Source organism: Cognatiluteimonas sedimenti (genome assembly GCF_022808325.1).
Lineage (GTDB): Bacteria > Pseudomonadota > Gammaproteobacteria > Xanthomonadales > Xanthomonadaceae > Cognatiluteimonas > Cognatiluteimonas sedimenti.
Map to the genome: position 1 here is coordinate 405135 of NZ_JALGCL010000001.1, position 14340 is coordinate 419474.

The window sequence follows — 14340 nt, forward strand, 5'->3', positions numbered from 1 at the left end:
GTGCCCGAGCCCGGCATGGCGGGGTGGCTCGCACTGCATTTCGCGATCGGACTGGCCGGCACGTGGCTGGCGCGGGGCTATGCGATGCGGCATGCGCTGATCGACCAGCCCGGCGAACGTCGCAGCCACGACACGCCGACGCCGCGTGGCGGCGGGATCGCGATTGTCGCGTCGTTGCTGCTCGCGCTCGCCTGGCTGGCGCTGTCCGACGCGGGGCCGGCGCCCTTGCATGTCGCCATCGGCATCGGCCTCGTGCTGGTCGCCGGGATCGGCTGGATCGATGACCATCGACCGTTGTCGCCGTGGCTGCGGCTCGCCACGCATGCGGTCGCGGCAGCGATCCTCGCCTGGGGTGTGATTGCCGCCGGGGCAGGGCTGGCGACCGCTGCCATGGCCTTCGTCCTGGCCGTGGTGCTGGTGAACATCTGGAATTTCATGGATGGCATCGATGGCCTGGCGGCCAGCCAGGCGGGCCTGGTGGCGTTCGGATATGCCGCGTTCTCGGGCAACGGCGCGGTGGCATGGATGGGGTCGGCACTGCTCGCCGCGTGCGCGGGCTTCCTGCCGTTCAACCTGCCCAAGGCACGCATCTTTCTTGGGGATGTCGGCAGCGGGGCGCTTGGATTTGCATTGGCCGCGCTGTTTTCGATGCTTGCGCTCGAGCTGGACTGGCTTCACGCGCCTGTCCTCCTGCTTCCCCTTGGCGCGTTCACCGTTGACGCGACGTTGACATTGGGGGCTCGCATGGTGCGCGGGGAACGCTGGTGGACGCCCCATGCGCAACATGCCTACCAGCGCTGGACACGGAGGATCGGCAGCCATGGCACCGCTGCGAGCGCCTATTTCGCATGGACCGCGATCACCGTGGCAGCCATGCTCGTCGCGAGGCATTGGTCGCCCGTGGCTATAATGGCGACCGTCGGAGTCGGATACCTGCTTTCCGCCGTGGCGTGGTGGAAGCTGCAAGGGATGGCTGGCAGCACGGAGGGAAGCAGGGAATGACAGGCTGGAAGGATCGCATCGGCATCGGGTTGCCTCGCGCGGCGGTCGTCGTGCACGACCTTTGCATGGTGTGGCTGGCATGGACCGGCCTGCACCTGTTCCGCTACGCGATGCGCTCCGAGCCCTCGCCCCTGTCCCCCTGGTCCGCGGAAGTCGCCCTGGTGCTGCTGGCCCAGGGCCTGGTGTTCTGGCGCGTGGGCCTGTATCGCGGCATCTGGCGCTTCGCCAGCGTTCCCGACCTGGTCAACATCCTCAAGGCCTGCGTTTTCGGCCTGCTCGCCATCGTCATCGGATTGTTCCTCTACAACCGCCTGGAGCAGGTGCCCCGGACGGTCCTGTTGCTTTACCCCGTCCTGTTGACGGCGCTGCTGGGCATGCCCCGGCTGCTGTACCGCGCGTGGAAGGACCACCAGTTGTCGTATTCGGACCAGGCGGTGCTGCGGGTACTCATCCTGGGCGCGGGGCAGGCCGGCGAAGCCCTGGTGCGTGACTTGCATCGCGCGGGTGCGTACCAACCGGTCGGTTTCCTCGACGATGCCACGAAACTGCGCGGAAGCCACCTGCAGGGCATCCCGGTCCTGGGACGGATCGAGGATATCGAGCGCATCGCGCCGGAGACCGCCGCGCAATTGCTGGTCATCGCCATGCCTTCGCTGGATGCGGCGTCGATGCGGCGGATCGTGGCGGCATGCGAGCGCACGGGTTTGCCTTTCCGCCGCGTTCCCAGGCTGGACGACCTGCTCGAAGGACGGTCCCTACCGGGCGAACTGCGGGAAGTCGCGATCGAAGACCTACTCGGCAGGCAGCCGGTCACGCCCGACTGGAAGGCGATCCACGGATGGCTGGGCGGGCGCAGCATCCTGGTGACCGGCGCCGGCGGCTCGATCGGATCCGAACTGTGTCGCCAATGCGCGCGGCACGGCGCCCGCCAGATCACCCTGGTGGAAATAGACGAGCTGGCGCTGAGCACCATGGAGTCGGAATTGCGGCGCGACTTCCCGCAGGTCCGTTGCGTCCCGGTGCTGGGCGATTGCGGAGACCCCGCGGTGATGCGGCATGCGCTCGAGTGCTCGTCCCCCGAAGCGGTCTTCCACGCCGCCGCCTACAAGCAGGTCCCCCTGCTGCAGACGCAACTTCGCGAAGCGGTGCGCAACAACGTGCTTGCGACCGAAGTCGTGGCCCGCGAAAGCCAGCGCGCCGGGGTCGGCAGTTTCGTCCTGATTTCCACCGACAAGGCAGTGGATCCAGTCAACGTGCTGGGCGCGACCAAGCGCCTGGCCGAAATGGTGTGCCAGGCCTTGGCCGAACCGCATGCCACGCGATCGGTGACGGTCCGTTTCGGCAACGTGCTGGATTCGGCCGGCAGCGTGGTCCCGCTGTTCCGCGAACAGATCCGCAACGGCGGTCCGGTGACGGTCACCGATGCGGAAGTGACGCGTTACTTCATGACGATCCCCGAGGCCTGCCAGCTGATCCTGCAGGCTGCCGCGATGGGTTCGCAGCACGCGGTCTACACCCTGGACATGGGCGAGCCGGTCGCGATCAAGCTGCTCGCCGAACAGATGATCCGGCTCGCGGGCAAGCAGCCCGAGCGCGACATCGCCATCGTGTACACCGGCTTGCGTCCTGGTGAGAAGCTGCATGAGAACCTGTTCCATGCCGACGAGCGCTATCGCCCCACGATGCACACCAAGATCCTCCAGGCCGAAGCCCGCAGCATCGCCGCCGAGCGGGTGGCGTCGGCCAGCTTGCGCATGCGCGACGCGGTCGCGCGCTATGACCTGGAAGAGCTCGCGTCGTTGTTGCGCGAGGCCGTGCCCGAGTTCGCGCCGGTTGACAATGCCGCCGCCGAACAGGATTCGGCGACCGTGGTTGCATTTCCGGCGCGCAATGCCAGGAAGACCTGATGGCTGAGGCACCCCCAGCCGGCCGCCGCATCCGCAAGGCGGTGTTTCCCGTGGCGGGCCTCGGCACCCGGTTCCTGCCGGCGACCAAGACGGTGCCCAAGGAAATGCTGCCGATCATCGACCGGCCGCTGATCCAGTACGCGGTCGACGAAGCCATCGAGGCAGGGTGCGACACCCTCGTGTTCGTGACCAACCGCTACAAGCATGCGGTCGCGGACTATTTCGACAAGGCCTACGAGCTGGAACAAAAGCTCGAACGCGCAGGCAAGACCGAGCAGCTCGAACTGGTACGCCATGTCTTGCCCGAAGGCGTGCGCGCGGTCTTCGTCACCCAGGCCGAGGCACTGGGGCTGGGGCATGCCGTGCTGTGCGCCCGCCCCGTGATCGGCGACGAGCCGTTCGCGGTGCTGCTGCCCGACGACCTGATCTGGAATCGCGGCCCGGGCGCCTTGAAGCAGATGGCCGATGCCGCGCAGGCTTCGGGCGCCAGCGTGATCGCAACCCAGGACGTGCCGCGCGCGCAGACCGGCAGCTATGGCATCGTCGCCACCGACGATTTCCGCGGGCGCCAGGGACGGATCACGGCGATGGTGGAGAAGCCCGATCCCGCGAGTGCGCCGAGCACGCTCGCCGTGGTCGGTCGCTATGTGTTGTCCCCGCGGATATTCGACCTGCTGGAAGCGACCGCGCCGGGAGCGGGCGGCGAGATCCAGCTCACCGATGCGATCTCCGCGCTGCTGCGCGAACAGCCCGTTCTGGCCTATCGTTTCCAGGGTACCCGCTTCGATTGCGGCACCCATATCGGCCTGGTGGAAGCGACCATCCGCTACGCACTTGACCACGAGGTGCTCAGCGACGCGGCGCGGCAGATGATGCAGAGCGCGCTGGGCGAAATGGGCGTGGTGGATCAGGAATAACCGGCTTGGCCGTTGCAGCTGCGTTTGGTCACGCGAATCGCCACCAAACCCAGCCCGACCAGGGCAGCAACAGCGTCGCAAAGGCAATCGCGACCAGCCCCGCGAGCTCGGTGCGGCGCGCCCAGCGTGATGCCGCTGCATCGCGCAGCACGCGGACATCGCGAAGGGTTTTCCAGGCCTGGGGCGGAAAGCGACCTTCGATCCGCGACGCCAGGCCCAATCGCCGGAGGCCGCTCCCCAGCAACGCAGCGGGCACCGCCAACGCAATCCCGACGCCGGCCAGCAAGCCACGCAGCCAGCTCCTCAAGGTGTCGGGATCACTCTTGCCCAATCCGCCACTGACGCGCCCCAGCCAGGCATCGAGCAGCAGCAACAATACCGCGCACAGCAAGACCGTCAGCGCCAGCAACAACAGCGTCCGGTTGCGGCAGGACGGATCGGCGCGGTGGATTTCCATGCTCGCATCAGGCGCGGCATGCGCCATGTTGTACAGATCGCCGGTCTGCAATCCGAGTGCTGCCGTCCGCCGCCCCTCCGGCCCGTTACAGCGCCTCGAAGACTCCGGCCGCGCCCATGCCGGTGCCGATGCACATCGTCACCATGCCGTACTTCTGCTGGCGCCGGCGCAGCCCGTGGACGATGGTTGCGGTGCGCACGGCGCCGGTGGCGCCGAGCGGATGGCCGAGCGCGATCGCACCGCCGAGCGGGTTGACCCTGGCGGGGTCCAACCCGCTGTCGCGGATCACCGCCAGCGCCTGGGCGGCAAATGCTTCGTTGAGCTCGATCCAGTCGATCTGGTCCTTGCCGAGGCCCGCCTGCTTCAAGGCCTTGGGGATTGCCGCGATCGGGCCGATGCCCATCACTTCCGGGCGCACGCCGGCGACGGAGAAACTCACGAAGCGCGCCAACGGCACCAGGCCGTAGTCCTTGATCGCCTGTGCCGAGGCCAGCAGCACCGCGCCGGCACCATCGGACATCTGCGAACTGTTGCCGGCGGTGACTGTGCCGCCGAACTGTCCATTGCGGAATACCGGCTTCAGCTTCGCCAACCCTTCGATGGTCGAGTCCGGACGCGGGCCCTCGTCGGTATCGACCAGGCGTCGCTGCAGCCTGACGGTGTTGCCGGCCAGGTCGGGGAGATGCGAAACGACCTGGTACGGGCTGATCTCGTCGCGGAACTCGCCAGCCTGGATTGCCGCGATCGCCTTCTGGTGGGACCCCAGGGCGAACGCATCCTGGTCTTCGCGCGACACCTTCCATTCCTCCGCGACCTTCTCGGCGGTGATGCCCATGCCGTAGGCGATGGCCACGTGGTCGTCCTTGAACACCGAAGGCGAGAGCGCGACCTTGTTGCCCATCATCGGCACCATCGACATCGATTCGGTGCCGCCGGCCAGTACCAGGTCGCTGTTGCCCAGCCGGATCTGGTCGGCCGCCAATGCCACCGCCTGCAGGCCGGAAGAGCAGAAGCGGTTGATGGTCTGGGCGGCGATGGTGTCGGGCAAGCCGGCCAGGAGCACGCCGATACGTGCCACGTTCATGCCTTGCTCGGCCTCGGGCATCGCGCAACCGATGATCGCATCGTCGATTCGGCCCAGGTCGATGCCCGGCGCCTGGGCGACCACGCTGCGCAGCACGTGCGCCAGCATGTCGTCGGGGCGGGAATTGCGGAACACGCCCTTCGGGGCCTTGCCGACCGGGGTGCGGGTGGCGGCGACGATGTAGGCGTCCTGGACTTGTCTGCTCATTGCGCTTCTCTCTGGAATTCAGGCCACGGCTTCGGTGGGAACGGTTTGCGCCTTGCGCCGTTTGGGCGCAGGCACGCGTGGAAAGACTCGCGGCCGAAGCCGCTCCGGCTGTTTCCTAGTTCCTCAACGGCTTGCCGGTCTTGAGCATGTGGGCGATCCGCGACTGGGTCTTCTCCTGCTGCGCGAGTTCGATGAAATGGGTGCGTTCCAGTTGCAGCAACCAGTCTTCGTCCACGAGCGAACCGCGATCGACCTCGCCGCCGCACCACACGGTGGCGATGCGCGTGGCGATTTCGAAGTCGTATTCGCTGATGAAGCGGCCTTCGAGCATGTTCACCAGCAGCATCTTGAACGTGGCGATGCCGACGTCGCCGGCGACCTGGATCCGCCTCGCCGGCAGCGGCGGGCGGTAACCGGTTTCCGCCAGTGCCAGCGCCTGCTGCCTGGCGACGTGCAGCAACTCGAACGCGTTGAACACGACCACATCGCCATCGCGCAGCAGGCCGAACTCCTGCGCTTCCACGGCGGAAGTGGCGACCTTGGCCATCGCCACGGTCTCGAACACCCGCTTCAGTTGTGCGAATACATCGCCGCCCGGACCGGCGGCCTGCGAGGCACGCACGGCCAGTTCCTTCAGCCCGCCGCCGGCCGGCAACAGGCCAACGCCGGCTTCGACCAGGCCGACGTGGCTTTCCAGGTGCGCCACCGTGCGCGCGCCGTGCATCTGGAATTCGCAACCGCCGCCCAGCGCCAGCCCGCGCACCGCGGACACCACCGGCACCAGCGAATACTTGATGCGCTGGCTGGTGGCCTGGAAGTTCGCGACCATCGCCTCGAAGCCGGCGAGGTTGCCGGCCTGCAGCAGGCCGAGCGCGCCGGCGAGGTCGGCGCCCGCGGAGAACGGTTCCTTCGGCTGCCACAGCACCATGCCGCGGAAGTCGCGTTCGGCGATGCCGATGGCGTGCTGCAGGCCATCGAGCACATGGTCGTTGACCGTGTGCAGCTTGGTCTTGAACGAGGCCACGGCGATGCCGTCGCCGTCGTGCCACAGGCGGATGCCGTCGTTTTCGAACACCGTCTCGCCGGGGTCCGCGCGCTCGCCCAGCAGCGGATCGGGGAAGCGCTGGCGCCTGTACGCCGGCAGCGCGGAGCGCGGCAGCTTGGCGTTCCTGGCCGGGCTGTAGCTGCCTTCGGCGCCATGCACGCCGTCGCGGCCGTCGAACACCCAGTCCGGCAACGGGGCGTCGCTCATCGCCTTGCCGGCGACGATGTCCTCGGCGATCCATTCGGCCACCTGTTTCCAGCCGGCGGCTTGCCAGGTCTCGAACGGGCCGAGCGACCAGCCGTAACCCCAGCGGATGGCGAGGTCGACATCGCGGGCGGTCTCGGCGATGTCGCTGAGGTGGAAGGCGCTGTAGTGGAACAGGTCGCGGAATACCGCCCACAGGAACTGCGCCTGCGTGTCCGTGCTGGCCCGCAGCGCGGCGAATTTCTTCGCGGGATCCTTTTCCTTCAGCATCGCGCCGACCTCCGGCGCGATCTCACCCGCGCTGGCGCGGTAGTCCTGGGCCTCGAGGTCGAGTACGAGGATGTCCTTGCCACGCCGGGTGTAGATGCCGGTGCCGGTCTTCTGCCCGAGCGCGCCCTTCGCGACCAGCCCCTCCAGCCATATCGGCGACCTGAAATGGGCGTGCCAGGGATCCGCGGGCAGCGTGTCGGCCATGGTCTTGATGACGTGCGCCATCGTGTCCAGGCCGACCACGTCGGCGGTGCGGAAAGTCGCGGACTTGGGCCGGCCGATCGCCGGGCCGGTCAATGCATCGACGGTGTCGAAGCCCAGCCCGAAAGCCTGGGTATGGTGCATCGTCGCCAGTATCGAGAACACGCCGATGCGGTTGCCTATGAAGTTGGGCGTATCGCGCGCGTAGACGACGCCCTTGCCCAGGGTGGTGGTGAGGAAGCTTTCCAGGCCCTCGAGCACGGCCGCGTCGGTGGTGCGCGCCGGGATCAGCTCGGCCAGGTGCATGTAGCGCGGCGGGTTGAAGAAGTGCACGCCGCAGAAACGGGGGCGCAACTGCTCCGGCAGCACGTCGGCCAGCGCGTTGATGCCCAGGCCCGAGGTATTGCTGGCCAGCACCGCATGGGCCGGCACGAACGGCGCGATCTTCCGGTACAGGTCCTGCTTCCAGTCCATGCGTTCGGCGATCGCTTCGACGATCAGGTCGCAGCCGCGCAGCAATTCGAGCCCGTCGGCATAGTTGGCCGGCGTGATCGCTGCGGCCACCGCCTTGCTGGCCAGCGGTGCCGGGCTGAGCTTGCCCAGGTTGGCGATCGCCTTGAGCACGATGCCGTCGGGGTCGCCGTCCTTGGCCGGGAGGTCGAACAGGACCGTGTCCACGCCGGCATTGGTCAGGTGGGCCGCGATCTGCGCGCCCATGACCCCGGCCCCGAGGACCGCGGCCTTGCGTACAAGCAAATTCTTCGACATGTGCTTCAAGCCTTTGAATGTGAATCAGTCGTGTCGGCCTGGAGGCCGGCGGCAGCGAACCGGATGAGCTCCCGTGCGGCGCGCGCGCGGTGTGCCGCTTCCGGCAAGCCGGCCGGCCGCTTGATCAGGCCGAAATCGGCCATCGCGTAGGTCAGCGCGCCCGACAGGAAATCCAGCCGCCAGTACAGCTGCTCCTTGCCCAGTGCGGGCACGCAGCCGGCGATCGCCTTGGCGAAATCGCGCAGCACATGGCCGTACTGGTCGGACAGGAACTTGCGCAGGCTGTCGTTCTTCTCGGCGTAGGCGCGGGCGATCACGCGGATGAAGGCACCACCGCCGTGGCGGTCCTGGGCCATTGCCAGCGCCGGCTCCACGAACGCGGCCAGCACCGGCTCCAGTTCGCCCGGGTGCTGCTGCAGCGCCGCCTTGAGCTGGGCCAGGCGACGCCCGCTCATCTCGTCCATGCGCCGGCGGAAGACCTCGTTGACCAGGTTCTCCTTGCTGCCGAAGTGGTAATTGACGGCGGCGATGTTGACGTCGGCGCGGGTAGTGACCTGGCGCAGCGAAGTCCCGGCGAAGCCATGCTGGGCGAATAGTTCCTCGGCGGCGCCGAGGATGCGGTCCTTGGTCGAGAACTGGGCGGTGGCGGACATCGTGGCATCCTGAATCAAACGCTTGTTTGATGCTAGTCCCGGGGCCCGGGCCAGTCAATCGTCGTTGTCGAAAACACGTGCAGGACGCGTGTTGCATCCGTTACAATTACCGCAGCCATGTCGGCTAAACCCGCGTTTCGACGCGGGTTTTTCTGTTATCCTCTGGGTTGCGGACGTCTCTGCCAGGATTGCAGGGGCCTGTCCGCGGCCCGCCTGCCCGGAGAAATTCCCCATGGCGCTGGAGCGCACCCTCTCGATCATCAAGCCCGATGCCGTCGCCAAGAACGTCATCGGCGAAATCTATTCGCGTTTCGAAAAGGCCGGCCTCAAGGTCGTCGCCGCGAAGATGAAGCATCTTTCCAGGCAGGAAGCAGAAGGCTTCTATGCGGTGCATCGCGAGCGCCCGTTCTTCAGCGCGCTGGTGAACTTCATGAGCTCCGGCCCGGTAATGATCCAGGCGCTGGAAGGCGAGAACGCCGTGCTCAAGCATCGTGACCTGATGGGCGCCACCAACCCCAAGGATGCCGCGCCAGGCACGATCCGCGCCGACTTCGCCGACAGCATCGACGCCAATGCGGTGCACGGTTCCGATTCGCTGGAGAACGCCGCGATCGAGATCGCATACTTCTTCCCGGCCACCGCCGTCTACGCACGCTGACCACGTTACGAGAGGGCATGACCACCACGCGCGACATCCCGGCAGCCGCTGCCTTCGCCGACGAGGCGAAGCAGTCGCCTGCGCGCGTGCTCGACCAGGCCGGAAACGGCCTGGCGGATTCGGCCAGCAACAACCCGGTGCCGGCTCCGGCCGGCGCCCGGACCAACCTGTTCGACCTCGACCGCGTTTCGCTGGAGGACTTCTTCGAGCAGACGCTGGGCGAGAAGCGCTATCGCGCCCACCAGGTCATGAAGTGGATCCACCACCGCCACGTCACGCAGTTCGATGACATGACCGACCTGGGCAAGGCGCTGCGCGCCAAGCTCGAACGGCATGCCGAAGTGCGCGCGCCGATGGTTCTTCTGGACAAGCCATCGGCCGACGGCACCCATAAATGGCTACTGGGCATGGACCCCCGGAACGCGATCGAAGCGGTGTTCATCCCCGACAAGGGGCGCGGCACGCTGTGCGTGTCCAGCCAGGTCGGCTGCGCGCTCAACTGCCAGTTCTGCTCGACCGCCACCCAGGGATTCAACCGCAACCTCACCACCGCCGAGGTCATCGGCCAGGTCTGGGTCGCCGCGCGCCACCTGGGCAACGTCCCGCACCTGCAGCGCAAGCTCACCAACGTGGTGATGATGGGCATGGGCGAGCCGTTGATGAACTTCGACAACGTCGTTCGCGCGATGAGCATCATGCGCGATGACCTCGGCTACGGCCTGGCCAACAAGCGGGTGACGCTGTCGACCGCCGGCATGGTGCCGATGATCGACCGGCTCGGCGAGGAGAGCGACGTCTCGCTGGCGGTCTCGCTGCACGCAGCCAACGACGAGTTGCGCAGCGAACTCGTGCCGCTCAACAGGAAGTACCCGATCGCCGAACTGATGGCCGCCTGCCAGCGCTACGTGCAGCGCAAGCCGCGCTCGTCGATCACCTTCGAATACACCCTGATGAAGGGCGTCAACGACCAGCCGGCGCACGCGCGGCAACTGGCAAGGCTGATGCGCCAGTTCGACAATGCCGTACAGATGAAGGACGCGGCAAAGGTCAACCTGATCCCGTTCAATCCGTTCCCCGGCACACGCTTCGAGCGATCACCGGAAAGCGACATCCGCGCGTTCCAGAAGCTGTTGCTCGACGCGCAGGTGCTCACCATGGTGCGCCGCACCCGTGGCGACGACATCGACGCCGCCTGCGGGCAGCTCAAGGGGCAGGTCATGGACCGCACCCGCCGCCAGGCCGAATTCCGCAACAAGCTCGCCGCCCAGGGCATCGATCCGGACGGAGCAGGTCGTGATGCGGCTGCATAGGCTGCTGGCCTGCCTGGTGCTGGTCGGGATTGTCGTTTCCGGCTGCTCGCGACTGACCTTCGTCAGGCCCAAGCTCGAGCGCGGCGAGTACACCCGAGTGGCACCGGAGTACACCGTGCGGGCCGCTCCGGGGGAGCAGAAGCGGGTGGCGGCGATGGACCAGGTGGCGATGGCCGAACTCCACCTGCGCAATGGCCAGCTCGAGCAGGCGGAAGCCGCAGCCAATGCCGCGCTCAGGGCCGACCCGGCATCGGCCGATGCCCACACGCTGCTGGCGATGATCGCCGAGCAGCGTGGCAACGCCGTCGACGCCGGAGCCCATTACGCCAAGGCCAGGGACCTGGCCCCGGCAAGCGGTACGGTCCTCAACAATTACGGGGCATGGCTCTGCGGCAACGGCCGTGCCGGCGAATCGCTGGCGCTGTTCGACCGCGCCCTTGCCGACCCCGGCTACCGCACGCCCGGCGCGGCGCTGGCCAATGCCGGTTCCTGCGCGTTGACGGCGGGGCAGGGCGCGCGTGCCGAGCGGGACCTGCGCCGCGCCTTGCAGTACGACCCCGAGAGTCCGACCGCGCTGGCGGCGCTGGCGTTGCTCCAGTACCGCGCCGGGGACTACCTGCAGGCGCGCGCCTTCTCCGAGCGCAGGCTCGCCGCTGCACCAGCCACGCCGCAGGTGTTGCAACTTGCGTCACAAATCGAGCAGAAACTCGGCGACACGACCGCGGCCGCTCGTTATGTTCAGCGAATCAGGACGGAGTTTCCGCAAGCGCGGACGCCGTCAGGGGATCTGGGGCAATAGATGAGCCAGGAAAATCCGAGCCAGCCCGGAGAATTCCGGCCGGATGACAGGGTGCCAGAGGGGGACCGCGGCTGCGGTGCGCGCCTGCGCAAGGCCCGCGAAGCCGCCGGCCTCAGCCAGGCCGAAGTCGCTGCGCGGCTGAAGATGCCACTGCGGGTCGTGGACTCGCTCGAGATCGAGGACTGGAGCCGCCTCGGCGCGCCGGTGTTCGTGCGCGGGCAGTTGCGCAGTTACGCGCGACTGCTTGGCCTGACCACCTCGCCCATGTTCGAGGCGTCCGGCGTGGCACCGGTGGAGCCACCAACGCTCACCCCGCGCACCTACACGCGCCCGCTGCAACGCTTCGCCGAGCAGGCCGCGCGCCGCTTCGTCTACATCGTGATGACGATCGCGATCGCGATCCCGGTGTGGCTGGCGACGCGCCCGCACCTGGCGGTGGTGTCGCACGATGCCGCGCCACTCGACGTACCGGCGCTCGGCGCCGTCACCGAACCCGGCGACCGCGGTGCAGTCGCGGACGATCCGCATCCGCTGGTGGCGTCGCTGGCGCCGCTGCCGGCCCGGGAGGCGACCGCGCCGACGCTGTCGCTGCGCCTGGGTGGAGACAGCTGGGTGGAAGTCACCGCCCGCGACGGGCGCGTGCTGGAGCAGGGGCTGCTGCGCGCCGGCGAGCAGCGCAATTACGACGCCGGCGAAGTCGCCCGCATCGTGTTGGGCGATGCCGCCGCGGTGGAGGTCCGCAACCAGGGCCACAAGGCGGACCTGGCGCCGTACCTGCGCGCGAACGTTGCGCGCTTTACGGTATCCTCTGACGGTTCCCTCGCGCCCGCCGCCGACTGAGTCCGTCGCGGCCCACGGCCGCGAGTCCAGTCCACCCCCGGCAGCAGCCGCCTGCGCCGGCCAACAGGCAGCATGGCAGCCGCATGGCAATCGACGATCTTCTCGACGAACACGAACAGGGCGAGCGCGTACGCGGCTGGCTGCGCGACAACGGCGCCGGCCTGATCGGCGGCGTGGCCCTGGGGCTGGCGCTGATCTGGGGCTGGCAGTGGTGGCAGCAGCAGCGCGAGCACCAGCGCATGCAGGCCGGCGTGCAGTACCAGGCCGCGATCGACACCCTCAAGGCAGGCAACCTGGCGAAGGCGCAGCCACAGGTCGCGGCATTGCCCGAAGGCACCTACCGCACGCTGGCGGCGATGGCGCTGGCGAAGGCGCAACTGGCCGCGGGCAAGCGCGACGACGCCATTGCCACGCTGCGCGCGGCCAAGGCGAAGGATCCGGGCATGGCGGCGATCATCAGCCAGCGCCTGGCGCGGCTCCTGATCGATGCCGGCAAGGCCAAGGACGCACTGGCAATGTTGCCCGCCGACAGCCGAGATCCGGAAACCCTGCAGGTCCGTGGCGACGCCTACAGCGCGCTTGGCCAGCAGTTGCAGGCGCAGGCCGCCTACGCCCAGGCCCTGACCGGGCTGGAAGTCGGCTCGCCGCAACGCAACGTGGTCGAACTCAAACTTTCCGAGGTCGGCGGCATGCCGGCCAAGCCCGAGGCCCGCAGTTGATGAAGCCCGCAGACACGCATTCCACATCGCACCCGCAGTTCTCCGGTTCCAGGATGGGCCTCGCGCTGCTGCTCGCCGGCGTGGTAGCGCTGGGTGGCTGCAGCACGGTAAAGGGCTGGTTCGGCGGCAAGAGCAGCGATGCGCTGAAGCCCGCCAAGCTTACGGAGTTCACGCCGACGCTGACCGTCGGGAAGCTGTGGTCCGCCAGCGCCGGCGAGGGCGAAGGCCTGCTCGGCGCACGCCAGGGCCCGGCGATTGCCGATGGGCATGTCTATGCCGCCGCCGTGCACGGTGGAGTGCGCGCCTTCGACCTGCAGACAGGGCAGGCCCTGTGGCATTACGAAAGCGAGCTGCCGCTGTCCGGTGGCCCCGGCGTGGGCGACGGCGTGGTCGTGGTTGGCAGCCTGGAGGGCGACGTGGTCGCGCTCGATGCCGCGACCGGCACGCAGAAGTGGACGGCCAAGGTCGGCAGCGAAGTGGTCGCCGCGCCGGCCGTGGGGCAGGGCGTGGTGCTGGTGCGCTCCAACGATGGACGCGTCACCGCCTTCGACGAGGCCAGCGGCGAGCGTCGCTGGTTCTGGGAAAAGGAGACCCCGACCCTGAGCGTCCGCGGCAACGACGCGCCGCTGTTTGGCCCGGGCCTGGTTTTCGTCGGCAACGACGACGGCACGCTGTCGGCATTGGCGCTGGTCGACGGCCGGATGCTTTGGGAACAGACGGTGGCCGCCGACGAAGGCCGCAGCGAACTGGACCGCATGGCCGATGTCGACGGCACCCCGGTGCTCGACGGCACCACCCTGTACGCCACCAGCTACAAGAAGCAGACGATGGCAATCGACGGCCCCAGCGGGCAGCCGGTCTGGGCGCATGACGCCGGCGGTTCGGGGCGCGCCGCGGTCTCCCCGGATCGCGTGGTGGTTTCCGATCGCGACGGCACGGTCTGGGGCCTGGACAAGGCCAGCGGCGCGGCGCTGTGGCAACAGGCCGCGCTCGCGCGCCGCAACGTCACCGGGCCGGCGATCCAGGGCGATTACGCCGTGGTCGGCGACTACGACGGCTACCTGCACTGGCTCAGGCTCGCCGATGGTGCGTTCGCCGCGCGCGTGGACGCCGCAGGCGACGCCATCCGCGCCAACCCGGTCGTGGTCGACGGCATCCTGGTCGTGCAGAGCACAGGCGGCGAACTCAGCGCCTGGCGCCTCGGGCAGTAACCGCCCCAGGCTGGTCTATCGCGACCCCGGGCGCCGTTGCCGCCCGGGGTCGCGCGTTTCAACCGCATCGTTCTCGTCCCACACTTTC

General features: G+C 68.2%; 13 protein-coding genes. 9 read left to right on the forward strand and 4 right to left on the reverse strand.

Annotation, left to right across the window (positions count from 1 at the left end; translation table 11 throughout):
- From MQC88_RS02015 to galU, 3 genes are read left to right on the forward strand one after another with little or no spacing between them, the layout of a single operon-like run.
- A complete protein-coding gene (locus MQC88_RS02015) occupies positions 1–1002 on the forward strand; it encodes an MraY family glycosyltransferase (protein WP_243318746.1) in 1002 nt (333 codons plus the stop codon).
- Positions 999–2909, forward strand: a complete 1911-nt coding sequence (locus MQC88_RS02020; RefSeq protein WP_243318747.1) for a polysaccharide biosynthesis protein — start codon at positions 999–1001, stop codon at positions 2907–2909. The genes MQC88_RS02015 and MQC88_RS02020 overlap by 4 nt, the downstream gene beginning before the upstream one ends.
- Complete coding sequence (gene galU / locus MQC88_RS02025) at positions 2909–3826, forward strand: UTP--glucose-1-phosphate uridylyltransferase GalU (protein ID WP_243318749.1); 918 nt, start codon at positions 2909–2911, stop codon at positions 3824–3826. Before MQC88_RS02020 ends, galU begins: the two co-directional genes overlap by 1 nt.
- A gap of 28 nt (positions 3827–3854) precedes the next feature.
- Here galU and MQC88_RS02030 read toward each other — a convergent pair whose 3' ends face one another.
- The 4 genes from MQC88_RS02030 to MQC88_RS02045 form a co-directional block, all read right to left on the reverse strand.
- A complete protein-coding gene (locus MQC88_RS02030) occupies positions 3855–4334 on the reverse strand; it encodes a hypothetical protein (protein ID WP_243318751.1) in 480 nt (159 codons plus the stop codon).
- A gap of 34 nt (positions 4335–4368) precedes the next feature.
- The gene (locus MQC88_RS02035; RefSeq protein WP_243318753.1) at positions 4369–5574 is read right to left on the reverse strand and encodes an acetyl-CoA C-acyltransferase; all 1206 of its coding nucleotides are present in this window, start codon (positions 5572–5574) and stop codon (positions 4369–4371) included.
- A 115-nt stretch (positions 5575–5689) separates the two neighbouring features.
- Entirely contained in the window at positions 5690–8062 is a 2373-nt protein-coding gene (locus MQC88_RS02040) for a 3-hydroxyacyl-CoA dehydrogenase/enoyl-CoA hydratase family protein (RefSeq protein WP_243318755.1), read from the reverse strand.
- A gap of 5 nt (positions 8063–8067) precedes the next feature.
- Entirely contained in the window at positions 8068–8715 is a 648-nt protein-coding gene (locus tag MQC88_RS02045; RefSeq protein ID WP_243318757.1) for a TetR/AcrR family transcriptional regulator, read from the reverse strand.
- Between the two features lie 232 nt (positions 8716–8947).
- Here MQC88_RS02045 and ndk point away from each other — a divergent pair, with 232 nt between their 5' ends.
- The 6 genes from ndk (at position 8948) to bamB (ending at position 14252) form a co-directional block, all read left to right on the forward strand.
- Positions 8948–9373: a nucleoside-diphosphate kinase gene (ndk, locus tag MQC88_RS02050; protein ID WP_243318759.1), complete on the forward strand. Its 426-nt coding sequence runs from the start codon at positions 8948–8950 to the stop codon at positions 9371–9373.
- 17 nt (positions 9374–9390) lie between these two features.
- A complete protein-coding gene (gene rlmN / locus MQC88_RS02055; RefSeq protein ID WP_243318761.1) occupies positions 9391–10683 on the forward strand; it encodes a dual-specificity RNA methyltransferase RlmN in 1293 nt (430 codons plus the stop codon).
- Entirely contained in the window at positions 10670–11482 is an 813-nt protein-coding gene (gene pilW / locus MQC88_RS02060) for a type IV pilus biogenesis/stability protein PilW (protein ID WP_243318763.1), read from the forward strand. Before rlmN ends, pilW begins: the two co-directional genes overlap by 14 nt.
- Entirely contained in the window at positions 11483–12322 is an 840-nt protein-coding gene (locus MQC88_RS02065; RefSeq protein WP_425491524.1) for a helix-turn-helix domain-containing protein, read from the forward strand.
- Between the two features lie 83 nt (positions 12323–12405).
- A complete protein-coding gene (locus tag MQC88_RS02070) occupies positions 12406–13041 on the forward strand; it encodes a YfgM family protein (protein WP_243318767.1) in 636 nt (211 codons plus the stop codon).
- A gap of 53 nt (positions 13042–13094) precedes the next feature.
- Complete coding sequence (bamB, locus tag MQC88_RS02075) at positions 13095–14252, forward strand: outer membrane protein assembly factor BamB (RefSeq protein ID WP_243320217.1); 1158 nt, start codon at positions 13095–13097, stop codon at positions 14250–14252.
- Positions 14253–14340 lie beyond the last annotated feature (88 nt).

Bases quoted from the DNA above. Each gene is read 5' to 3' on its own strand.
- MQC88_RS02020 (WP_243318747.1), top strand. From the start codon at position 999: ATGACAGGCTGGAAGGATCGCATCGGCATCGGGTTGCCTCGCGCGGCG.
- galU (WP_243318749.1), top strand. From the start codon at position 2,909: ATGGCTGAGGCACCCCCAGCCGGCCGCCGCATCCGCAAGGCGGTGTTT.
- MQC88_RS02035 (WP_243318753.1), bottom strand. From the start codon at position 5,574: ATGAGCAGACAAGTCCAGGACGCCTACATCGTCGCCGCCACCCGCACC.
- MQC88_RS02040 (WP_243318755.1), bottom strand. From the start codon at position 8,062: ATGTCGAAGAATTTGCTTGTACGCAAGGCCGCGGTCCTCGGGGCCGGG.
- MQC88_RS02045 (WP_243318757.1), bottom strand. From the start codon at position 8,715: ATGTCCGCCACCGCCCAGTTCTCGACCAAGGACCGCATCCTCGGCGCC.
- ndk (WP_243318759.1), top strand. From the start codon at position 8,948: ATGGCGCTGGAGCGCACCCTCTCGATCATCAAGCCCGATGCCGTCGCC.
- rlmN (WP_243318761.1), top strand. From the start codon at position 9,391: ATGACCACCACGCGCGACATCCCGGCAGCCGCTGCCTTCGCCGACGAG.
- pilW (WP_243318763.1), top strand. From the start codon at position 10,670: ATGCGGCTGCATAGGCTGCTGGCCTGCCTGGTGCTGGTCGGGATTGTC.
- MQC88_RS02065 (WP_425491524.1), top strand. From the start codon at position 11,483: ATGAGCCAGGAAAATCCGAGCCAGCCCGGAGAATTCCGGCCGGATGAC.
- MQC88_RS02070 (WP_243318767.1), top strand. From the start codon at position 12,406: ATGGCAATCGACGATCTTCTCGACGAACACGAACAGGGCGAGCGCGTA.
- bamB (WP_243320217.1), top strand. From the start codon at position 13,095: ATGGGCCTCGCGCTGCTGCTCGCCGGCGTGGTAGCGCTGGGTGGCTGC.